Genomic DNA, 25429 nt, shown 5'->3' with positions numbered 1-25429 from the left:
CGGGTTATAAATCTGCAGCTTTTTTTATTTGTAAATTTAGGGGTGAATTATCAATTGATTGGTTGGTATAACCGTAGTTGTATCTAAACTAGTCGGTGACTCCTCAACAGTGTCTTTAATCAATTGAATTTGATTTGGATCTTTTGGTAAAATTGAAGGTGTCTCTGTACAAGAAACTAAACCAATAAGAAGGGAAATACAAAATAATGCAGCTCTCATAATCATATCATTTAATAATAAAGAATGGTGGTTCTCTCAGTTGATATGGTGGTGGTCGCATGGAATTGATTAATATGATTTACTTGGTCATGTTTCACATACAAATCAATAGAATTGAGCATTTTAGTTGATCTATTCTTGCAAGATTTTAAATTTCTTACAATGTAATATCTTGTCTCGTATTCTAATTTTATAACAGTACATCTCTTAAAATAGTTTACTTTTCATCTCTTTTTTCAGTTTAAATAAATGAAAATAGCTGTTTTAAACCTTTAAATTCAATTTATATACAGCGTTTATTTTTTAGCTGAATAAAGAATATTGGTTTATAAATGTGATTATACAGTTAGAATAATACATTTACACTATTACAAAAAAGGTTGAATTAGACTTTTGACCGATCTATTTTTTTATCATCTTTATTTTATGGATATACTAGAAGGTGATGAGAAAAATGTATTTGAATTTTTCTCTCAATTACAACAGACTTATGGGGGAAATTGGGATGGTGAAGAGTTATTGATCGATTCAGATGATTTTGGTTTTATCAATTCTGTATGCTATAATTTTCTTGAAGACATAAATATTGGTGTTACTTCTTTAAAATTAAAAAGAGCATTTGTTTATAATAATAGAAATGGACAAGACGCAGATTTTATAGGTATTCGAATAGGCTTTACAGGTAAATTTGAAGGTGATAATGCCACAAAACATAACAGTAGAGAATGTATTTATATCTATAATGGCAACCAAGAATTCTCTATTACATCAGAAGAAAACTCAGCCTTAAAATGGGTTTTTATTCGTTTCCCAAAAGATAAATTTCATCTATTGGCAGATAATAGTAACACGGTTATTACGCAGTTAATGGAAAATAAAATGCCGTGGTTTTATTACAGTTCTTTATTGCCTGAAATAAATGTTTTAGTAAATGATATCTTTAATGTGATGCATCAAAAAGATATTCGAAGAGGGATTTTTTTAGGTAAAGCAATTGAGATATTGACCATGTTTAAGCGTGTTTTAGAAACAAACAATCAAAAACACATTGCTTTTAATATCCATCCTTCTGATATAAAACAAATGGTTATGCTTAAAGATCAATTATTAGAAGATTATACTATCCAGCCTAATCTTAAAATTTTAAGTGAAAACGTTGGGATGAGTTTATCAAAACTACATAGAACATTTAAAAAAGTATATGGAATGCCAATTCTTCAATTTTTTAATAAGCATAGAATAGAAGAGGTGGATAGACTGATACGAAATACAGATAGAACTTTGGTAGATATAAGTGATGTGTTAGGTTATACACATTTATCACATATGAGTAGGACGTATAAAAAGCATTTTGGCTATTCTCCTTCAGACGTAAAAAAGGCCTAGAAATATCCTAGGCCTTTAAATTCTACGAAAGCTATTTATTTACTTAAATCTGAATTCTTATACGAGTCAATCAAGTTTAACTCAACGTTATTTAGTATTCCTGTGTACTTAGAATTTTTAACGTTATAATTTTCTGTAACAGCTGTTCCTGAATCTCTACCAATGTCAAGGGTTTCATCTAAAGAATATAAATTAGGGAGTGTTTTCTCAATACGCCCATTGCCTGCTTTTTTACCATCAAAAGACAAATAAATAGTAGCTGGTGTGTAAGGTTTCTTTTCGTCCATTATAACCTTCGCTTCTATTTGTTTTGTACCAGATGGCACTTTAATTGATGATTTTATTGAGTATTTATCTACCGCATTACAATATTCATAATACACATATCCTGCTTTATCTACTCTAAGAGCAAAACCTCCAAATCTACCTCCTTGGGTTATTAATACGCCTTGATTTCCTTTTTTATATCCATCTAAATTTGCTTTTAATTCATACGATTGGAACTTAGTAAAAGGAGTAGCACCCTCTGGTATTCTTAAGCCATTTGGATATTTAAACGCTGTAAGGCCAGTGGTTAAAGAAGGTCTAAAAGAAGATCTAAAACGTTCCGTTCTACGGTCATCTATAGGTAATGCATTTGCTTTTCCTGCTTCAGCAAAGAACATATATTTCATGTATTCTAGTTTAGCAGGGTTCTCTTTTGCTAGGTTTTTTGCTTGAGAAAAATCATCATTTAAATTATATAATTCCCATTCCATATCTGTAATTTCAATCGCATCAGACGACATAGATGTCCAAGGCACGTTTCTCATTGCTCCAGCCCACCATCCATCGTGGTAAATGCCAAGGTTACCAAGAATTTCAAAATATTGAGTGGTATGTTCTTCTAAAGCATTCTCGTTATTAAATGTAGCTACTAAAGATTCTCCATCAATTGGTTTCTGAGGTGCTCCATCTATTTCTTCAGGCATTTCAATACCAGCAACTTCTAATAAAGTAGGTGCAATATCTGTAACATGCGTAAATTGTGTCCTTACTTCTCCTCGAGATTTTATTCCGTTTGGATAAGATATGGTCATAGCATTTCTAACACCACCTAAATGCGAGGCAACTTGTTTTGTCCATTGATATGGTGAATTTACTGCCCAAGCCCAAGCTGCTGGCATATGGTTAAAATAATCTTCAGAACCTAAACGGCCGCTTTCTACTGCTTCAACTTTATCTTCCCATTTCTCAGGAATTCCGTTAAAGAAAGCCATCTCATTCAATAAACCTTCTACACCACCTTCTGCAGAAGCACCGTTATCTCCGGCAATATATACAAAAATGGTATTGTCTAATTTACCCATTTCTTCTATAGAATCACGCAAACGCTTTACCTGTGTATCGGTATGTTCTGTAAATGCAGCAAATACTTCCATCATGTTAGCATACACCTTTTTTTGTTCTGAAGTAAGGGATTCCCATGCAGGTAAAGAAGCAGGACGGGGTGTTAATTCTGTATCAGCAGGAATAATCCCTTTCTGTTTCATATTATCGAAAGCAACTTCTCTGTACACATCCCAACCTGCATCAAATTTACCTTTATACTTCTTGATATAATCTGCAGGAGCTTGATGTGGTGCGTGTGTAGCTCCTGGAGAAAAATATACAAAAAAGGGCTTATCTGGTGCAATAGCATTCACAGATTGTACATAATTAATGGCTTTATCAGCCATATCATGTGTTAAATGATACCTAGAACCGTCTACATTTGTTGAAGGTGCTTCTATTCTAGATCTATTTTCTACTAATGCGGGATGGAATTGATCTGTATCTCCACCTAAAAAACCATAGAAATAATCAAAACCTAAATCATTAGGCCATCTATCAAAAGGACCTGTAATGGATGCTTCCCAATCTGGTACATTATGATTTTTACCAAACCAAGAAGTTGAATAACCTTCTTGTTGTAAAACTCTTGCAAAAGAGCCTACTTCTTTAGGTAACATCATGGTATAACCATCATTACCAGTACCTATTTCCATAATAGCTCCAGTTTCTGCTTCATGATGATTCCTACCTGTTAATAATGCAGCTCTTGTTGGTGAACATAAAGCAGTTGTATGAAATCTAGTATAAGTAAGTCCGTCGTCTGCAATCTGATCAAAAGCAGGCGTGTTTATCTGACCACCCATATGTCCCATTTGAGCATACCCTACATCATCTAACAAAACCAATACAATGTTAGGAGCTGATTCTAAATTATTTTCTCTAAAGTTTAATTGAGCAGGTTTTGAATCTTTAGACTCATGTACTGTTAATCCTTTTACTTCTTGAGCATTTGATAAAAAGGGTTGTACAGATAGACAAAGTCCTAATAAAATATTTCTTGATTTCTGTAAGCTTTTTGTAAACATATCCTTTGTGTTTGATTATGTTTCAAATGTCATACTTTTAAGAATGAAGCCTTTTCAAAAAAAAAGCAAGCTGTTGCACAAAAATGTCAAAAAGTAAGTCTGGGATTATTTTCTATACTAATCTGTATAAAACAGGCCTAATTATAAGTATCTGTTAGATAGTTAGTTATAATTAAAAATTATAAGATACACCATTTTTTAAAGTATAATTCAATTGATCAATAGGTACATAAGGTGCATTATCATACCATAATGTGAAAGAGTTTTTAAAGAATAAATTTTTAGATATACGAAAATTAAGATTTGCAATACCGCTAATTCTAAACTCTTCTATAGATGTATATTTGGGTTGGAAATAGGTTGTTAAATTGAAATATACATTTTCATTAATATCAGTTCTATATGTAAAATAAGCGTTAAATCTAAAAATAGAAGGGTGGGCTTTTGTAGTAATTGTAGCGTCGTTAGTATATTCTTCCCAATACCATTCTTCGTTTTCATAAAATGTACCTGCAGCCAATACAAAACTATTTTTATCTTTATTATACACAGACCATCTTAAATTACCACCAACAAGAAAACGTTCTTGCATACCTTTAACCTGATCGTATTGAATTTGTGTAAAGAGTTCGTAAGACAACTTATGGTCTTTCATCATTTCCGCTCTTGCATGAACATATCCATTCTGTAATAAATTAAAACCTTCAGAATTTAGATAGGAGATATCTCCAATTAAAATATAATCATTTGCTTGCCCTACATGAGCAAGGTTTGCTTTAATTCCTCCTCCTTGTGTTTTTATTTGTTGGTTAATTAATTGATAAGTAAGTGATATACTTCCAACCCAATGTGAAGAGTCTCCAGCATCTAATCTTGATTTCTCAATATTTAAAATTTGACCTATTGATGAATAGGAAAGGAACAGAAAAGGTAATAAAAAGTATAGTTTGCAGTTAGAAGTCATGTTATAGATAACGTTGATAAAAAAAATTCAACTTAGTGACTGCAAAAATATAAAATAGAATTGATTTATGTTAAAAACATTAAAAAGACTTTTATCAATTACCTCTTAAATTGACTATTTTTTTCTAAAAATATTTATTTCAAAATCAATAGTAGTCTCAAGTGTAGTTAGATCATTTACTTTTTCAGATTTCTCTTTAGAAGAACTATAATAATAAGGTGTCATTCTGAATAAGTTCATAATATCCTTATTATTATCAAGGTTTAAAGTAAACGTAAGAATGTCATTTTTTTCTAGATCAAAATACTCACCTTCCAAATTTCCAATCTTACTATCGTGCTCTTTTGCTTTATCATAAATAATATTTGCAAGACCTGATAAATGCTTTTTATTGGGGGTTACGGTAATTAGAATTCCATCATCTTTTAAAATTCTAGAAAATTCTTTTACATTGATAGGAGAGAAGATTGAAATAATACAATCTGTAGATGTACTTAAAATTGGTACATTATTAATACTAGCTACAAAAAAGTCAATTTCTTTGTATCTTTTTGCAGCCAACTTGATAGCATCTTTTGACATATCAAAACCAATAAAATTAGTTGTATTTTCTACTAATTTATTGATAGCATCCATGTAATAACCCTCGCCACAACCAGCGTCAACAATAGATAAAGGAGATGTAGTGTTTTTGTATTTTAGGTTAATAAGTTGAGTAACTCTCTCTACTAATGGAAAATAGGCACCGGAATTTAAAAATTCTCTTCTCGATGCAGACATCAATTTATTATCACCAGGGTTCTTAGATTTTTTTTGATTTGATAGAAGTAAATTCACATAACCTTCTTTGGCTAAATCAAAAGAATGACCATTACTACAGTGTAATGTTTTATTTTCTTTCTCTAATTTTTCATCGCAAATAGGGCAAGATAAACTTACTGAATCAAATTTCATTATTCTCTTTTCTATGGTTTTTAATAAAAATGTAATGATAAACATAAATTACCATAGTTAATAAGTAATCATGTAAATAAGGATGAAGATAAACTGACCTTCTCTAAAATGTTTTAATAAAAGCACCCTTTAAGTTTACATCAGAAGTATTTTCTACCAATTGATTTTTAAACTTAATAGCAGCATTTTTATCAGAAAAATTATTGAAATATAATCTGTAATAATCTTTACCGTTAACCAGAACTTTTTCAATATATGTTTTTCCTTCACCTGTACTTTGATATTCTTTTGCTTTAGTTAAAGTAAAACTTAATAATGGATCAGAAAAAACTTGAATACTATACCCCTTTAATGTTACTGTTGTTAAATTGGAAGTATAAATTGTATTGTAATTTAATGATGAAGAGGGGCTAATCTTTAATTCTTTTATAAATGCAGCTTGAATATTTTTATCAGATAAATGTTGTTCTTTTAAAGCCAAAAGCTGTTTTTGTGCATAGGCTTTATCATTAAATCCACCTAAATAAAGTCTATACCATAATTTGTTATTAATAGTAATTTGAGAAATTTTAATATCAAATTGATTGTATTTTTCTATGCTTTCTTTTAATTCCTGAAACGAAGGTTCTGATAATAACTGAATATAGTATTTTTGAACAATCACTTCTTCAAAATACTTGTCATAAATTACTCCTTCTTTTAATAATGAAGTTGAACTATTATGCAAGATTGTTTCTTTTGGAGGAGTCAATTGCTGTTGTAAAACCTTTCCCTTTGATGAATTAGTGATTCCTAGTACATAATCAGCTGCGGGTGCGTTATTACCAAAATAACCAATAATAGGTTGTGACTCCATCATAGCAACATAGTTGTATAAATCGTTACCTGTAATAACAGTTTTCTGATCTTGCATTACTCTTAATCCTTCAATTAATTTATAGGCAAAAGGGGAGTGGCTACCTTTAATTCCATCTAAAACGGGTTCGATACCACCTGAAGTTAAAACAGTTCTTGTGGTTAATTTTAATTTTTTTTGTACATATTCTTCAGCAGATAATGATGAATACATACCTGTTGATTTACTACTCCTGTATTGTTTTAACTGACTATTAAATGCACCACTAAAGCAAACATCCATGCATAAGAAAATTTGTTTGGCAGGTAATTTATTTATTAAATTATTGAGTGTTGTATAAGAGATATATGTTTTTCTGTTTGGATCTTGACTTATAGGTTTTGAATCTTTTGTAACTAAGAAACCATCATCAAATATTTTATCATCAAAATCTCCGTGTCCTGCAATAAATAAAAATAATCTATCAGAAGGTCTTAATATACTATGGTAGGAAATAAGTGTTTGTAACAACGAGTTCGATGTTGGATTACGAAGTATTTGAACGTCATAGTCAAAATCTTGTTTTAAAATTTCTCCTATAGTTTCAGCATCGTAAATTGGGTTATTTAAATTAACCCAACTAGGTTTTCCATCGTAAATATCACCACCAACAACTAAAGCAAATTTTCTACTTACAATAGGTTCAGAGTTGTTAGCTGAAGTTAAATAAAGTCCTCTAGTTTGTGCATTTGTAATTAAAATGCAGAGATAAAATAAAATAGTAAGTACTAGTTTCTTCATTAAACGTTTTCTTAATAGCATAGTTAAACAATGTAAATATAGAATAATATATAAAAGAATGTAGGTAGAGGTGAGTAATTAAATAATTGATTAATTAAAATTGTCAACTTCTATTTAACATAATATATATTATATAAATATATAACTATTAATAATTATACAAACATTAGATCATCTAAAATAGTGAGAATTTGTTCAATAATAATTTTAGGAAAAAAACAAGGAGCTCTCATTAAGAAAGCTCCTTTTAAATAAGACTAATAATGATTAGCTATTTTAATACGCAAAATACCAAACATCAGACATTTTTTCATTGCCTCTAGAAATGAAAAAATAAGGTTTTCCACTAGCTGATCTTTCATTAGATATAATGAAAGTCTGTTCATTAAAATATTTTATTATTGCCTCTTGAATTTTTATAAGATCTTTTTTCACGCCCCATTTTTGTTGTTGTGGCGTTAAATTTTTTAAGTCTAGAATAGTATTATAATTAGCTATATCAAAATCTGTTGTTGAATAAGCTATAGCCGACGATGTATTTTTTAAATACATTTTATCGCCTTTAAAAGACCAATTACTTTGACTTACATTGAAAATATTTTGAAAATAGAAACTTACTTTTTCATTAGTACCTACCTCCAAAAATTCACTTTTAAAAACTATAGTAATCGAATTCTTTGATTTTATAGAATTGACAATAAATACTTTATTATTAGGTGATTCCCCAAATATATTCACAAAGTTTCCAAATGGATTTTCTTCAATTGGTAAATCATTTAAGACAATTTGTTTTTGATATTTATAATAAGACGATAACGATCTTTCAAAAGATTGATACTTATTAAAATCATCTAAACTATTGCCGTTTGTAAACGAATAAGTGGTATTATAATAACTAATAAATTCAATTTCTTCGTTTTTATCTGTGTAAAATTTTAAATCTCCATTTACTTCTTTAAAATGAATTTCAGAAAAATTAGTAATACCAATTTTTACAGGATTTTCCAGAATAATTCCATCATTTACTAGAGTAAAATTAGTTTTTACACCACCTTTATCTAATTGTTTCATCGAAAAATCAATAGAAAAACTTTTTTCTACATAACCATTTAATGCGACATAATCAAAACGGTATTTACTTCCCTCTTCTATTGCCTTTGCAGCAGCTCCAAAAAGTTTAATTCGTTTTTCAAGCTTTTTTGTTAACTGTGGATCAGCTTCACTTAATTCAACTTTTGTTAGTGATCTTAAATCATCAGATACACTTTCCAATTCAAATGAATTTTCTGTTTTATTAATGAAAAATTCATATTCTGCTTTATTAGAAAATTTCACAGAACGAGAATAGATATTATGGAAAGAGCTAAAATTATCAAAAACAAGAACTGGTCTTTGTTCATAATCAATTCTATAATTGGCTGTATCTATTTTTAATGACATGTCACCAATAACTACAACCTTATTATCTTTTAAAAATTTAAAAACAACTTGATAAGTTTTTTCTCCTTCATTAGGTTGATAATTCATGAACCACCCATCTTTACCTGCAATAAGTGATGTATTTATCTGCTCAGATGCTTTGTTGATTCTTGCCTGAGCTGACTCTTCAAATATTACTTCTCTATCTTTATCGCATGATTGAAATAAAACCATGAATAAAGAAACTATATATATATATTTCATAGGTTATATTATTTATAAGCTTTTTGAACTTGATCTCTTAAGGCATCTAAATCAATACCCATTACATCTTTATAATGTGCTCTACACAAGTCTAATTTCTTTTGAATTAAATCATGTCCCTTTTTACCTGAGTTGTATTTGTTGTTAAAATCAGTTTCAGACATAGAAACATAAATTGACACTGTTTCAGCATAATCTTCTCCAAAAGAAAGAGAAGCATAATTGGTAACAAAACCAGATGCAATTGCGTTTGCTTCACTCACATTTAACCATGCCTGACCATTATAACTTTTGGGAGTTACTAATCTAAAATCTTTTGGTAGGTTGTAACTGTCTTCTAAAATATGTACAAATTCATGATGTAATGTACCTACTTGACGATTTAACCAAGATCTATTTGATAGATCAAAACTATTCAGATCAGTCAAGGTTATTCTAGCACCAGATTCAGCATAACCTAGTGTTACCGATCCATCGCTAGAGTATAATTTACCTCCTACATAGATAAGTTCAGCTGGTAAATTTTTGTGTAAAAACTTTTTATTATATTCAACATCTGAAGAGGAATGCAAGTATGTCTGAATCCAAAATTTATCTACCATTTTAGCTGTAGGCTTTACTATGTCTAACTTTACAGGTGTAGTTCGTTTATTAAATTCTACAGAGTTAGCATCCCAATGGTAATTAGTTCTCAAACCATAAGGAGTTGTAAATTCATCATGTAGGTATTTATCTAATTCATTTAATTCTTCTGAATCACTAAAATCTAACTCAATGTGTTCTTCTTCTTTTTCACATGAAAAACTGAATACACTAAGTATTAAGAATATATATATATGTTTCATTATTGATCGATTTAATTTTTGTCTATTCCCTTTTCTATTGCAATTTGTGGTAATTGGTAAGCCCATTTTTTATCACCAGCAGCAAGAGTATATTTTTTTCCTTCACCATCAATATGATTGATAGTTACATAATCTTTCAGCTCAGATTTATTAGAATATCTCTTTAGATCGAAGAAACGTTGATCTTCATCAAAAAATTCTTTTCTTCTTTCCTCAAGAACGAAAACTAATAGCTTATCTTTTGTTGTTAAGGATGTATACTCAGGGTATTTAGTATCCATAAAAGTGATTACATCTGCCTGAGTTAAGTTGGAAGTATATGCTCTTGGGTCTTTACCATTTTCATACAATGAATTTGTAAGAATAGCATTAATATCATTCATAGAAGATTGAAGATTACCATTCAACATTAATTGTGCTTCAATTCTATTCAAAATAACTTCTTCATTTCTTAAAACACTCATCACATAGGTAGGATAACCAGAAGTAGCAAAAGCACTTTCTTTTTCAAAAACTTCAATAAATTTTAATGATAAAGTCACATCATAACCTTTCTTAATACCTAAAGGTTCTCTACTATCCATTATACTTCCTTTAGCAACAGTAGGGATGTTTTTTTTAAATAATTTATCCTTAATTTGCATATACGGGTAATATAAAAGCACTCTATTTCGGATTGAAATTACTTTTGTAAGTAATAAATTACTTGGATCATTAGAGTCGTTAAAAAATATACCATGAGCACTAAAAGAAGGTTCTTTCATCTTCATTTTATAGTCCTTCAATACAAAGTTATTTCCTAAAGCTTTATCACTATATTCAATTACTTTTTGATATTTTTTTTGATATAAATAAAAGCGACTTGCGAATGCTTGAGCAGATTTTCTATTAAAATGATATTTTGGTGCAGAGTGGTTACTGCCATCCAAATCTATTAAACCTTCTATTAAATCCTTTTCAATATGTGCTATAGTTGCCTTCATAGTTTCTCTAGAATAAGAAATATCTGATGACACCTCAGGTTTATTTGCATAAGGAATACCTTTAGAAGAAAGGTTACTTTGTTCAAAAGGCAAACAAAAAATCTCAAGTAATTTAAAGTGCCAATAAGCTCTCGTAATTTTTGCCTCTGCAATGATATTCTTTATCCTCTCCTTTTCATCAGAGTTTTTTGGAGTAAATTCTAATGCTGATACAATTACTTGATTAGCATGTGCAATAGCATTATAATGAGACTTCCATAAAGCAACAGGTGATGTGTAATCTTCATCTCTATAATCGTAATTGAAGATAAATGAATCATGAACACCTTCATTGTAAGAACCTGATCTAATAAATGCAGAGTTATCAGATGCATACTCCGTAAATCGAGCATCTTTATTTGAATACGCCTTCGTTAAAACCTCATTGATTTTTTCAATGCTGTTTAATTCAACTCTATTATCTGGTACAACATCTAGTTTTTTATCACAAGCTTGAAATACACTAGTTGATAAAAGAATAGATAATAATATATATTTTGATTTCATAATTCTAGAAGCTTACTTTTAATGACATAGTATATGATCTTGTTGGAGGTAATGAAACTCCACCAGCAACATAAAATTCAGGATCTCTTCCTCTTAATTTTTCATCAGAGTAAAGCATAAATAAATTATGTGCTTGGAAACCTACTGATGCGTTTTGAATGTGTACTGATTCTAACATTTTAACTGGTAACTGATAGTTTAGCGATACTCTTTTTAATTTGATGAAATCACCATTTGCTACTCTATCCTGTGATTTGTTATACATTGCATACGACATATCTCCAGTCTGTTTGTAATCATATTTCTCTCTTTTTGACATGATAACAGGAATTCTAGTTCTCTTTTCGTCACCTAGTACAACCCAACGATCTCTCATTTCTGTATCAAAAGAGTTTTGATCATTGTATTGATCTTCAACTAAATCACCCAATCTAATTTTGTTACCGTATGAATAAGAGATTAAGAATGAAAAACTCACATTTTTATAATTAAATGTATTGGTAATACCTCCAAAGGCAATTGGATTTACAGTACCTTCAAACTTAAGATCTTTAAGGTCTCTAGTCTGTAAACTTACGTTTGTAAGACGTTCACCTTTAGAACCAAGAATTATAGGTTTACCTTCGTTGTCTAAGCCATCAAAATTATAAGAAAATAAGGCATTAGAAGGGTATCCTTGTACATTACCACCTAAATATCTTACCGCTTCATTTGCATTAATTTTATATGGAGATGTAATTACTTTACTTTTATTTAAGCCCCAATTGAATGATGTTACCCAACCAAAGTTTTCATTATCAATATTTTTTGTATTAATTAAGATATCAAAACCATAAGAATCTAAGGCTAAGCCATTATTATATCTTTTTTCTTTACCTCCTACTCCATTAGTTGGTACCCATCCAATTAGATCGTAAGAGTTTCTTTGATAATAATCAACACTACCAGAAATTCTACCCTGTAAAATACCATAGTCTACACCTATATTAAACTCTTTCATTTTCTCCCATGTAAGAGACAAGTTCGCTAACTTATCTATTTCAGAATAAACTTCATTGTCAGATGTTTTTAGTCTTTGCGTAGTACCAGAATTAATTTGTAAAGAGGTAGATGCTCCTTTAGGCATATTACCAGATATACCATAAGTAGTTCTTATTTTTAATCTATCAAACAAAGACTGATCTTCCATAAATGATTCTCCAGTTATATTCCATGCGCCTGAAATATTCCATGAGGGTAAATATCTTACTGATCTTAAATTCCCTAGTCTGTTAGAACCATCATATCTCACTGTAGCACCAACAGTATATCTTTCATCATAAGAATATGAGGCATTTGTAAAAATACCCCAGAAATTATCTATTGTAGATGATAACTCATTGGGTTTAATACCACTTGCTATGTGGTATTGCGTTAAATATGGATTAATAATAAAGTTGTTACTTCTATCAAATTGAACACCAAAATTTGTATTCGTTGAATTATATCTTTTTGTAGATTTATATTCACTACCTGCTAATACACTTAATGCATGTTTATCATTAAAAGTATTCATATAGTTAAAGCCTGCTCTTACGTAATTGTAATGCATCTTATTACTTTCTTGTTTTAGAATACCTCCATTATCCAATATAACATAAGGATCAGCATAAGGATCATTTAGATCTCTATATAGTAATTTATTGCCCTCACGCATTGTCTTTGTTTGATTTGCCTGATAAGAAGCAACTTGGTTTGTATTTGCATGAACACGTTGTTCAGTAGACGAATAAACCCTTCTTAGCTGAGTAACCATAAAAGCACTAAACTTATCATTAAAGTTATATTTCAAATTATTCTGAAATGAAATATCTCCTACTTCAATTATTGCTGTGTTATTTGCTAACTCATGTAAAATATTAAAGTCAGCATAATTTCTTCTTGTATAATCATTTATTCCAATACTTCTACTTGTGGTAGCGGCATAGTTTAACGGATTAATATCAAAAGCTCTTGTGTATACATTGTTGTATGAGTCGTAAATTCTATCTTGAGAACCCGGTACTTGTTGATCTCTGAACGAACCTTTTAAAGAGAAACCAACTTCTAATTTATCAAATAAGGTAAAATCAATATTACTTGTCGCGTTATACTTTTTTACATTATCTGCAATAGTTCTTCCTTGGTCATCATAAAAACCTACAGATGTATAGTAATTTACTTTTTTACTACCACCTCTAATATTTAAGGTATGTTGCTGCGAAAAAGAGTTCTTAAACAGGTGGTCAAACCAATCTGTGTTATTTTGAGATGCCTTTTCTAAATAAGCACCGTTATAAGGATTAGACCTATCCCATGTCAACTCTTTTGAGTTTAATTTTGTGTACATTGAATTTACAATACCTCCATTTGGAGAAGTTGCTGCAGAAACTACATCAATCCATCCTTTGTCAATCATTTCTAAGAAAATATCCATTTCTTCTGATGAAGACATTTTATTAAATTGAGAAATTGAAGGCTTTTCATTAATAGTATAATTACCTGAGTAACTTACTCTCATAGAACCGTCTTTACCCTTTTTAGTATTTACAACTATTACACCGTTCATAGCGGCAGCACCGTACATAGATGTTGCTGATGCATCTTTTAATACATCTATACTTTCAATATCATCAGGGTTTAAACCGGCTATAGATGATCCCAATAAAGTTTCTAAATCTCCAGAGGAAATATCACCATTAAGCTCAACAATATCTTCTAAAACAACACCATCAACTACCCATAGAGGTTGGTTGTTACCGTTAATTGAAGCATTACCTCTAATTCTAATTTTAGGAGATGATCCAAATGTTCCGGAAACAGAACTTACTGAAACACCTGCAACATTACCTTCTAATGATTGTGATGCATCTGGTAAGCCGCCAACTTGAACATCTTCCATAGAAAGTGTTTCTGCAGAACCTGTAAACAGATTTCTATCAATTTCTTGATAGCCAGTAACGACAACCTCTTTTAATTGCTGGCTGTCTTCTTCTAAAGTTACATTGAATGTTGTTTTATTACCCACAGGAACCTCTTTTGAGGTGTAACCAATAAAAGAGAAGATTAAAATATCTTCTGGTTGAGCGTTTAGAGAGAACTCTCCATTGTAATTTGTTGTACTACCTGTTGTAGTCCCTTTAATTTGTATCGTTACCCCAGGTAACGGTCCTAATTTGTCTGTTACTACACCCGTTAGTTTAGCACTATCTTGTGCATAAACGCTAACAGAATATAGCAAGACGACAAAAAATGATAGTAATTTGTTAATCATGCTTCGATTGAATTGAGATAAGATAAAAAATAGAGGTCAAATTGAAGTTTGTTGCGAAATCTTAATCGTTCCCCATATATTTTTATGATATATTAAAATAATTAATTTCTATTTTATGACATTTTCAAAAGAATAATGGGCGAAATAACACTATTAATAAGTGTAAACGTCATTTTTTGATTAGAATATAAAATAAGTATGACTAGCTACAATCAATGTTAAAGTGTTTATATACAACACATTAAAGATAACATTACTGTTGTATCGACTTTTAATAATTTTTTTAGATTTTTTCACTTTTATTAAAAAATGAACTCTTATAACTCTCTTTATGAATTGGTTTTAGAATAAAAAAAGGTTTTCATCAAAAGCAATAAATACTTGTATACTCTTTTTAAATAATCCAATATTTCAATAAAAAATCAATAATTTATTAAACAATTGATTAGTCATCTGATTTTTCAATATTTGCATTTTAGATTATCATATTTAATTCAGAATACTATAATTGATTATTAAAATATATGTTGAATTAATAAATTATCATTGTAAGTTTACTTCAATAAATTGGACATGAAAAAATCTCTTACAATTATACTTTGTAAGAGATTTTAAGAAGTTAAGTAAATTAGACTGTTTTGAGTAACTCTAAAGCTGATTCAAAATCATAGTTACTAATTTGTTCCCCTATTGAAGTCAATACTTCCTTCTGTTTTGCTGAAAGATTTTGAACAAGTAACTGCTCAACTATTTTCCCAGCATCAGGGTCGCCTGATGCTAATAAATCATTCAATTCTTTTAATGAAGAAGTAATATCTATTTGAGCAGTTTCATTAGATTCAACTGCTTTTACTTTAATTTCTGTATCCTTTTTGTGTGCATCAAAATAATTATTGATCACCATTATAGATTCCATTACTTTAAGTATAACATCTTCTACATATTCAATTTTATAGCCTTTTGCGTATTTAATTGAATGTTCTAAAGTTTCAGCAGAAAGTTGAACTTTAGCTATACCCAAGTTTGCAGCAACTCCTTTAATTGCATGAGCTTCAGCTTGTAAACCTTCATAATCACTATTTGCTGCTAAATTAGATAGGGTTTCTTTAACAGTAGATTGTTTTGATAAATACTTCTGTAATACACTAATATATAGTTTAATATTACCACCGCATCGTTTAATAGCATCTTCCGTATTTATCCCTTCCAATTCTATTGTTTGCGGTTCTTCTTTAGATATTTTATTCTTTTTAGGCGTAGAGTATTTTTCTGGATTTTTTGCTGTAATCCATTTCCCTAAAGTGGCGAATAAATGACTATTTTCAATAGGTTTAGCAATATGATCTGTCATTCCAGCCGTTCTTGCTCTATCCCTATCTTGTGACATAACATTTGCAGTCATGGCAATAATCGGTAAATCTACAAATCTTTCATCGTCACGAAGTACAGTTGTTGCTAAATATCCATCCATAACAGGCATTTGAATATCCATTAATACACCTTCATAAGGTTCACCACTTTCGTAGGCACTAATTACGGCATCAACTCCTTTCTGACCATTTTCTGCAATATCTATATAGACACCATATTTAGCTAAAATTTCTGAGGCAATCATCTGATTGATCTCATTATCTTCTACGAGTAAGATTTTTGCACCAACTACATTCTTAGGGAATTCAATAGCATTCTTGTATTTGGTTTTACTAGCAAAACCAAATCGCGATAACAAAGTATCTAATAGTTCTTGCTCTGAAATAGGTTTAACTACGATACCAGAAACATCTTCTTCTCCTAATTCTTGTGTTAACTCTTCTTTGTCATGAGCTGTAACCATCAAGATATCTGTAGCAGAATGAATTTTTGATAATTGGCGGATTCTTTTAGTTGTTTCAACACCATCCATACCTGGCATTCTCCAATCCATTAAAATAAAATCGTAAGTCTTGTTATTGGTATCAATTAAATTTAACGCATCTTCTCCACTGTTGGTAATATCAACTTTACATCCAAAGTTATCAAGGTACTTTTCTAGAATAATGCAAGATTCATTGTTGTCATCAACAACTAAAACTCTACTACCAATTAGGCTTCTTATTTTATAAGGCTGATTGGCAACGATTGAGTTTTGATTAATTGTACCTACTTTAACAGAGAACCAGAATGTAGACCCTTTTCCATATTCAGAATCTACACCAATTTCACCACCCATTAAGCTGACTAATTTTCTGCAAATAGCCAATCCAAGGCCTGTACCACCATATCTTCTGGTAGTAGAGGTATCTGCCTGATTAAATTCTTTAAATAGATTAGATTTTTGATCTTGTGTTAAACCAATACCCGTATCTATAACTTCTACAAGTAATTTAGCATCTAAAGAAGCAGATTGATTTAATGAAATTCTTAACGTAACACCTCCATTGTTTGTAAACTTAACCGCATTATTTAGTAGGTTAAGAATAATTTGAGACAAGCGTAAAGGATCACCTTTAAGTAATTGAGGTATTGTATTGACTAATTCTAAGTTTAATTCAATACCTTTTTCTTGTGCTTTTAGGCTTATTACATTTCTGATATTCTCTAAAACATCATCTTGCAAACTAAAATGAATAGATTCGATATCCATCTTACCAGCTTCGATTTTTGAGAAATCTAGAACGTCATTCACTATACCTAATAAACTATTTGATGATAAGTAAATTTTTCTGAGATAATCTCTTTGCTTGCTATCTAAATCAGTATCTAACGCTAAATTTGTAAGGCCCATTATGGCGTTCATAGGCGTTCTAATTTCATGGCTCATATTGGCCAAGAACATACTTTTTGCAGTAGCTGCTTCTTCAGCTAAAAGTTTTGCCTCTCTTAATTCCTCCTCTGCTACTCTTCTTTCGGTGATGTCCATTATGATATCAGCAAGATACATCGGTTCACCTTTATCATTTTTAACCAAGAAATAGTTTTCCATTGTAGATAGATGTCTATTCTTGTTTGTGATCATTTCTAATTCTCCTGTCCAATGACCATCTTTCATGATACTTGGAAGCATTTCATTTTCAATCTTATTTTTAGATGCTTCAGTATAATATGATTGAATGTTTTTTCTGTAAACGCTTTCTAATTCATCTTCGTCGAGTAATTCCTTTAATGCATCATTTACATACACAATAGATTGATCTTTCATGTCTGCCATACCAAATCCATTTGATGATGAATCTGCAAAGCGTCTAAAAATAGAAAGCTCTTGTGTTCTTTTTTCTACCCTAGAATCTAACGTAGCATTCAGTTCCTCTAGTTCGTTTAATTTTTCATTTAGCGTAAGGTTATTTTTAAATAGGTTTTTATGTAACTTTCTATTATTTCTAAATACTAAAAACCAACCAATTATTGCCCCTATAATTGCTAAAATAACACCCGTTAAATCGAATTGAATTCTATTTACTTTTTTATCAAATACTCTTTTAATTTGCGAACCTAATTGATCTGAAAATAAAAGCATTGAATTGGCGTAAACTTCTTTTTGCTTTAAATATTCGTTACTATTTAATAGCGCAAGCGCTGCCCCTGTTTCTCCTTCGTTTATATGAGTAAAAACTTGTTCTTCTATTTCTATCAGCTTTTTATTAGCACCACTTGTTTGGTTAAGTAGCTTTCTAATTTCAGGTGATTCTTCTAAAACAAGAACATTTTTGATTGCATCATCTAATTTTTCTTCATAAACTCGGTACTTCTTTTCCCATTGCGGGTCACCTGTAAATGCAGCTAATTGTGTTGAAGTTGTTAATACTTCATCGTAATAAATAATTTGTTTTTGTAAGGACGAAACTTCCCAAATTATATTATTTTCTGTTTCAGAATCAGCATAAGAGTTGTACAATTCCCAACCAAAAAAGCCAAAAGCTATTCCGGTTAAAAGAGATGCTAAAACAAAAAATATTGTTTCTCTTAAATTTTTATAATCGTGTTCGATTAATAATTTTTCGGGCATAATATTAATAATTAAAAATTAACGAGCACTACCGTACCTAGAGTCAACATAAGAAAGCATTTCACTTGGTTTTAGTGATTGACTTGAGTTCCCCATGCGAACATAAAAAGCTTCTTCACCATCTCTAGACATAAAAACGGGTCTTGGAGAAGGATCGCATTTTATTACCAAAACTCTTTGTTCTTGTATAGTATGCATGTTTGAATGAACACATTGTGCCATATCAGCACCAAGATATTCTCTTAGTAAATTATGCCAATGTAACATTAATTTATCTTCGTTTTTAAAAGCATCATTTTTTAAACCAAGAGCAACACCTTCATCGTCTACACCAACAAAAAGATAACCTCCAGTTCCGTTTAAAAATGCCGCAACACTTTTAAGACATTGGTTTTCCATTCTGGATTCATTCTTTTTTGTGTAAAGATTAAATCGTAATGTTGATTTAAACTCAGAAGTTTCATTCTCTCCTACTTCAATAATTTTTTGAAGTTTACCTTCATCTAAAACCTGAAGAGAATCATTTTTTAATTGCTCAATTTGCATTTTTAGCAATTGCTCTTTTTGAGCTACTGCTATACGAGTTTTAATTCTCGTTTTTACAATTTCCGGATCAAATGGTTTGGTAATATAATCAGATGCTCCTAATAAAAATCCTCTTTGCTCATCTTCTGGTGTAACCATAGAGGTTAAGAAAATAACGCCAATATGTGCAGTTTCAGGATTTGATTTTAAAATTTCACACACTTCATAACCGTCCATTTCTGGCATCATGATATCAAGAAGAATAAGATCTGGTTGTGGAGTTGATTTTGCTAAATCTAAAGCTCTTTTACCGTTTAATGCAATTTTGATTTTATATTCATCTCCTAATAAACCACGGATGATGTCAATATTTTCTGGAGCATCATCTACTACTAGGATACAAGGTTTCGTATTTGTCATGTTAATTTAAAGTTCTGGTTAAATCGTATAGGTTATTATGATAAACAGGCCACAAAGATATAACTATTTGAAGAATATTATCAATTATTAATCAATAAGATGCTAGTTTGAGAGAGGCTATTTAAATATAATGAGTATTAATCTAAATCGGCAAGATAATTTTTACCTTTATGGAAACCTTCTGCCATCATTTTTTGCCAAACAAAGAGTGTCATAAAACTATCAGAAAGAGAATCATGTGCATTGTCTAACAGTATTTTATCTTCTAAAGTTAATTTGTCGATAAAATGATTGAAAGCCGTAGAAAGTCGTTGCCATTTATAGTTATTGTACTTGTCGTTCCACTCCTTTTTTATTTCAGTAGAAAAAACATTCATAGCACAATACACCCCCTTAGCATTGGTAAGGTCTAAATAGGCCATATCAAATGGAGCGTTATAAATAATAACATTTTTATCTTCAATAATATCATTGATCATATCTTGCATGGCAAAGTCATAAACTGGTGCATCTCTTACCATTTCTGGCGTTATACCGTTTACCGCCATTGCTTCAGGCCATGTCTTTCTAAATTTTGGTTTGATATAAGTACTTAAAAGAATCTCACGCTCATCGTTTATAATACTTAATTGTAATGCTTCATCTACACCAGCATCTAAACCTGTAGTCTCTGTATCTAAAACTATAAAGTCTTTTTTGATCTGAGGAATTGTATCTTTTCTCTTCGCTTTTGTTTGTATATGTTGGTCGTGAAGCATTTTATTCTAAAATACAGTTTATAAAATTAAAGCTTAAGCAATATAGTTTTATTTTTTTTGAGTTTATAAAACTTTGTCTCAAAAAGAGGAATTAGAGAAGTAATTATTTAATTCAAAAGTGACAATCTATGATTGAAAAGTTATACGAATTCGATAAGTGAATACCTACTTTTGTATAGTCATAAAATAGTAGACAATTATAATAATAACAGTAGCTAAAAACCGCCTATTATAGATAAACACTTATAAATGGGTTATTAAGTGTATTGTAGAGGTGTCTTTTTTTGAAGACACCTCTTTTTATATTAGTAATTTTGAGCTCCGATAGGACAACCTAAAACTATTGAATTAGTAAGTGTAATATTACTGAAGTTGGATGCTTTTATTCCATTTTGAAATTGAGGATCATACATTTCAGAACCATCAGCCAAATACAATGACCCAACAGCTGTTACATTAGAGAATGTACAAGATGTAATTGGTGTAGCTCCTGCATTTTTAGAAGTAGTTGATTCAAAACATTTTGAACCACTAATATCTGCTGCTAATTCATTTCTCAATACATAGGCAAATTGTACATTACCGGAATATCCTGCATCTGTGTCAAAATCATCATCTAAAGTATTGTAAGCAACTATATGATGTAAGTTTACATTTCCACCAAACCATTCGTAGGCATCATCTCCTGCAAAAGAAGTAATAATATGGTCTATTTGAGTTTGATCTCCAATACTTCCTAAGGTTAGCGTATTTATCTCATTACCTGGAGAAAGTGCTATACCTGCATATTCTATACGTACAAACTTTAGCGTTCCAGAATTATCGTGTGGATCATTGCCACCATATTGTCCGTTACCTCCTGTAGCATCAATACCTTCTATGGTAACGTCATCTCCTTTATTATTAGGTGCTCTACCTAGTAAAACCAAACCTCCCCAATCTCCTCTATCTCTTTGTCCAACTGGTTTTGTAGAAGTAAATACAATTGGTTTATCAGGCGTTCCTTCAGCTAAAATTTTCGCTCCTCTATTAATAATTAAAACGCCCGGTTCTGTACCTCCGGTTCTGCCTGACCCGAAAATAACGGTCCCTGCCTCTATTGTTACCGTACTACCCTCTTTCACAAACACTTGACCTACTAGTAAATACTGTTTATCAGCAAATAGAGTGATGTCATTTGTAATTTCACCAGTAATTTTAATTGCTTCATTTTCATTGTAATTATAAGTTTTAGTTGAAGGATCAATCAAAAACCAATTTGAGTTAGTGTACCAATCTTTCGATGGTGATGTACCAAATGCGCCTACATAAGTTGGCGTTTCGAAAAACGTTGGAAGAGCTGTATTTAATTCTAAATTAGAAATAGACGTTGAAATTAATAAAGGGAGTTCATCTCTATAATTTTCTTTTCCAAATGTAGTTGAGGTGAAAACATCATCTACTTTTAAATCAGAAATTGATGTAATTGTATCTTCTTCATCTATATCAATATATGTAGCATTATTTTCTATAAATAAACAATTGATTATATCTCCAGTACCTGTTATTGCACTACCATCGTCCCCTTCTGCTGGTTGTTCAGGATTGTAATCAGAAGGTGAACTAATAGAACAAGAAGTAAATACAACGGTAAGAACGATGATTGTTTTATATAAATATTTCATTTTAATAGATTTAGAATTTCACACTTAAACCAAAAGTAAACGATGGGCCAACTTGTACTTCTCTAATTAACTTATCACTTCCATTACCTAGGTCGATTTCACCATCCATATTACCATCTTCATAAAAAGTTGCTTTAGCGTTTAAAATGTTTGCAGCCTTAAACGAAAGGTCTAATTTCTTTGTCATAGTTTTCTTAACCATAAAGCCTAAATTATGTGTTGGCATTAAGTACCAAGGATACGTTTCTTGTCCATCTCCAACTGTATACAAACTCTTACCTTGCGTATTATACATTACCGCAAAAAGCAAATCTTTGTGTTTATAACTAATAGCTGCATTTATAATATAAGGGGCTTGCCCTTGTAATGCTCTTGTAGATGTAGCCTCTTGAGATTCTTCGCTCAGTTGTACCTGAGAATAGATATAAGATGCATTAACCATTACATGGACTTTATTTAACCAATGATGTTTATTTGCACTTAAAGGTGTTGTTACTTCTAAAGATACCCCAGCCAATTGAGCCGATTCGGAATTCTCGTACGTAAACATTGGGCTTTCAGATCGTATTTTATAGGCCTTTTCAATTGGGTTATTCATGTATTTATAAAATAAAGAACCACTTACCTTTAAACCATGTATAAACTGTTTTGAATAACTAAAATCAATGTTCTGAATTTCTGTATTTTCTAATTCTGAGTTACCTGCTATATCTGTTCTCCATTCAAAATCGTAATAGGTAAAAGGAGCTAATTCTCTAAATGCTGGTCTATTTATTGATTTAGCGTATGACATCTTTAAAACACCACCTTTATCGTCTGCTTTTACATAATTTAGATAAGGCAATACATCTGTGCTTTGATTGTTGACATTAACAGTATCGCAAACTAATGTTTGATTGAAAGATTCTACCCTTACTCCTACACCAATTTTACTTTTATATGCTACAGGTAATTCTAAACCTACATATTCAGCCAATAATTTACTATCAGCGGTGTACGTATCCGTAGGCCTTGTACCGTCTATCATGTAATAGCCATTTTCACCAAAGTTCTCAGACTCAAAAATACTACCTATTTCACTTGCTGAAGGATATCTTAATTCATAATCTGTGTTATCATCTTGTGCAAATGAAGTTAGTCTACTATTAAAACCTCGTGCTGAATATTCTGAATAAACACCTGCTTTAAGTACTATTCCATTGTCGTTACCAGATAAGTTTCTTGTAAAATCAACCCTTCCAGAATACGTATTTTCTTTTAAAACAGATGCATACCTACTTCCAGCATCTGCTTTAGAACTTCTTGGAATTAATAAATAGAAATCTTCTGTTGTTCCTAGTAAACGTTGTGCTGCTGCAACTCTATAATCAGGTTCTTTTCTTGTAGTGTGCGAATACCCTGCAGCCCAATCTAATGTAGTTTGTTCATCTGCTCCTAGAACATGATGTCCATTTACACGACTTAAATACATTGATTTAGCAATATAATCTGTTGCATAAGCTACCCTTTCATATTGGTTATCATAATCTAAACCATATCTAACAGAGAACATATTATTAGCTGTATGAGAGTAATAATTAGAAAACGTAATATTTGATTTTGGGCTAAATTCAAAATTCCAATTTGAAACTAAATTTGTACTTGTAGTCTGGTTGTAAGTATAGTTATCATTATAATATTTAGTCTTAGAACCTGTTACAGTACCGTTATCATCTGTAGTATAACCTGTATAGCCATATCTATCACCATAATATGTTTTAGAGGATTTATTAAATGTAAAACCATTGACAGTAGAAACTTTTACCCTATTACCACCTAAGTCTCTTCCCATTATATAAGACAACCCCATATTTGGTAAAGCTTTTGATTTATTCACTCCCCAAACATTCTCTAATTTCTGTGCTTCTAAGGCAGCTTCATTCCTCGACATATTTTGTAATTCATCTGGAGAAGCTATATCATCAGAAAAATTTCTTTTTTCTACACCAACTCCAAAAAAATCTGCAGCACCTCCATAATTTTGAGGTGTATAGAAATCTTGTCCAGTTGTATAGGGTAAGAAAACAAGATTAACCGAAAAAGTATTAAAATTTTTATTTACAGTTGCTTTAGTATGGATATCTATAGCAGCCCCAGCAAATTCACCTGATACCCCAGCTGTTCCATTTGTATATACATTAATTGAATTCACAAAACTTGAAGGTAATCTGTTAAATGAAAAAGCTTTTGTACTTGTTTCAGTACTCGGCGCAAGAATACCATCTATATAAACCGCATTATACCTTGGTGATAAACCTCTGTATTGTAATTGAGCTTTACTATTAATTAGAGAACCCTGTTGTAAGGCTAATGTGCTAACTACTCCACCTTTTTGACTCAATTGTTTTGTATTGTATTTATATACAGGTTGCACATTTGTATTGTTCAAAGTGTCTGATTTAGTTTGAGCTTTTACTTCATTTATACAAAACAACAACACTAAGCAACTAAAACTGAATACATAACTTTTTAAGTAACTCATTATAAACTATATAATTAATATTCCTTCTTTAAACATATAATACCACAAATGTACACTCCGTTAATTGTTTAATATTGAATTAAATATTAATTATAATTTATGCTATGTTACATTCTCGTTAAGAATGTTATTACGTTTAAATATTTAGTATGACATCAACCATTATTTGAAATTATTGATTTATTCAAATAAAGTAAATTGTGTACTGCTATTGGTATTAATAGTGTAAGTATTGCATAACCTATAGGTGTATCTTTGATTATTTAACCACTTATAATAGACTATGTATAAGCACATTGTATTATGGAAATTGAAAGAAGAAGTTGAGGGTACTTCTAAAACTGAACTTTCTAATATTGTAAAGGAAAAAGTTGAAAGCCTAAAAGATTTTATACCTGAAATTGTAAAACTTGATGTAGGTGTAAATATTGGTGACTATGGGGCTTCTTTTTTTGATGTTGGAATGTACATTACATTTAATACTAAAGAGGATTTTCTTAAGTACATCACTTACAAAGAACACGATGAAGTGGTAGCATACATACAGAGCGTTATGATTGCAGAAGAGATCGTAGATTTCTAAAACTATTGATACTATAAAAAAACGGGTGAGACTATTATTAAATAATCTTACCCGTTTTTTTGTTCTATT

At 30.5% G+C, this 25429-nt stretch carries 16 protein-coding genes; 2 read left to right on the top strand and 14 right to left on the bottom strand.

The genetic code is table 11. The annotated features are described in order from the left end of the window. Window positions 1-36 precede the first annotated feature (36 nt). Window positions 37-219, bottom strand: a complete 183-nt coding sequence (locus tag KM029_RS20115) for a hypothetical protein (RefSeq protein WP_144076643.1) — start codon at window positions 217-219, stop codon at window positions 37-39. Between the two features lie 426 nt (window positions 220-645). Between KM029_RS20115 and KM029_RS20110 the strand changes: the two genes are divergently transcribed. Beyond that, window positions 646-1605: a helix-turn-helix transcriptional regulator gene (locus tag KM029_RS20110; protein ID WP_144076642.1), complete on the top strand. Its 960-nt coding sequence runs from the start codon at window positions 646-648 to the stop codon at window positions 1603-1605. Between the two features lie 35 nt (window positions 1606-1640). On the opposite strand, the gene KM029_RS20105 is transcribed toward KM029_RS20110, so the two are convergent. The 13 genes from KM029_RS20105 to KM029_RS20045 all read right to left on the bottom strand — a co-directional run bounded on the left by KM029_RS20105 (window position 1641) and on the right by KM029_RS20045 (window position 24684). Next, window positions 1641-4004, bottom strand: coding sequence for an arylsulfatase (locus tag KM029_RS20105; protein WP_144076641.1), 2364 nt, complete (start codon window positions 4002-4004; stop codon window positions 1641-1643). 172 nt (window positions 4005-4176) lie between these two features. Beyond that, window positions 4177-4968, bottom strand: coding sequence for a DUF481 domain-containing protein (locus tag KM029_RS20100; protein WP_144076640.1), 792 nt, complete (start codon window positions 4966-4968; stop codon window positions 4177-4179). A 114-nt stretch (window positions 4969-5082) separates the two neighbouring features. Then, window positions 5083-5922 (bottom strand): putative RNA methyltransferase, encoded by an 840-nt coding sequence (locus tag KM029_RS20095; RefSeq protein WP_158631226.1) that lies wholly within the window; start codon window positions 5920-5922, stop codon window positions 5083-5085. Window positions 5923-6025: 103 nt separating this feature from the next. Beyond that, window positions 6026-7579 (bottom strand): caspase family protein, encoded by a 1554-nt coding sequence (locus KM029_RS20090; protein ID WP_144076638.1) that lies wholly within the window; start codon window positions 7577-7579, stop codon window positions 6026-6028. 255 nt (window positions 7580-7834) lie between these two features. Then, a complete protein-coding gene (locus tag KM029_RS20085; protein ID WP_144076637.1) occupies window positions 7835-9241 on the bottom strand; it encodes a DUF4302 domain-containing protein in 1407 nt (468 codons plus the stop codon). Window positions 9242-9249: 8 nt separating this feature from the next. Beyond that, complete coding sequence (locus KM029_RS20080) at window positions 9250-10086, bottom strand: substrate import-associated zinc metallohydrolase lipoprotein (RefSeq protein ID WP_158631225.1); 837 nt, start codon at window positions 10084-10086, stop codon at window positions 9250-9252. Between the two features lie 11 nt (window positions 10087-10097). After that, window positions 10098-11615 (bottom strand): RagB/SusD family nutrient uptake outer membrane protein, encoded by a 1518-nt coding sequence (locus KM029_RS20075; RefSeq protein WP_144076635.1) that lies wholly within the window; start codon window positions 11613-11615, stop codon window positions 10098-10100. A 4-nt stretch (window positions 11616-11619) separates the two neighbouring features. After that, complete coding sequence (locus KM029_RS20070) at window positions 11620-14907, bottom strand: SusC/RagA family TonB-linked outer membrane protein (protein WP_144076634.1); 3288 nt, start codon at window positions 14905-14907, stop codon at window positions 11620-11622. Between the two features lie 628 nt (window positions 14908-15535). Continuing rightward, window positions 15536-18889, bottom strand: coding sequence for a response regulator (locus tag KM029_RS20065; RefSeq protein ID WP_144076633.1), 3354 nt, complete (start codon window positions 18887-18889; stop codon window positions 15536-15538). Window positions 18890-18907: 18 nt separating this feature from the next. Then, window positions 18908-19834 (bottom strand): response regulator, encoded by a 927-nt coding sequence (locus KM029_RS20060; RefSeq protein WP_144076632.1) that lies wholly within the window; start codon window positions 19832-19834, stop codon window positions 18908-18910. A gap of 137 nt (window positions 19835-19971) precedes the next feature. Next, window positions 19972-20592: a 3'-5' exonuclease gene (locus KM029_RS20055; RefSeq protein WP_144076631.1), complete on the bottom strand. Its 621-nt coding sequence runs from the start codon at window positions 20590-20592 to the stop codon at window positions 19972-19974. 305 nt (window positions 20593-20897) lie between these two features. After that, entirely contained in the window at window positions 20898-22256 is a 1359-nt protein-coding gene (locus tag KM029_RS20050; protein ID WP_144076630.1) for a hypothetical protein, read from the bottom strand. 10 nt (window positions 22257-22266) lie between these two features. Continuing rightward, window positions 22267-24684, bottom strand: coding sequence for a TonB-dependent receptor plug domain-containing protein (locus KM029_RS20045; RefSeq protein ID WP_158631224.1), 2418 nt, complete (start codon window positions 24682-24684; stop codon window positions 22267-22269). Between the two features lie 376 nt (window positions 24685-25060). Between KM029_RS20045 and KM029_RS20040 the strand changes: the two genes are divergently transcribed. Continuing rightward, window positions 25061-25360, top strand: coding sequence for a Dabb family protein (locus KM029_RS20040; protein ID WP_144076628.1), 300 nt, complete (start codon window positions 25061-25063; stop codon window positions 25358-25360). The last annotated feature ends 69 nt before the right edge of the window (window positions 25361-25429 follow it).

The organism is Flammeovirga kamogawensis, from assembly GCF_018736065.1.
Classification (GTDB): Bacteria; Bacteroidota; Bacteroidia; order Cytophagales; family Flammeovirgaceae; genus Flammeovirga; species Flammeovirga kamogawensis.
Note: the sequence above shows the minus strand (reverse complement) of the source record. Positions and strands in the feature narration are given on the sequence as shown.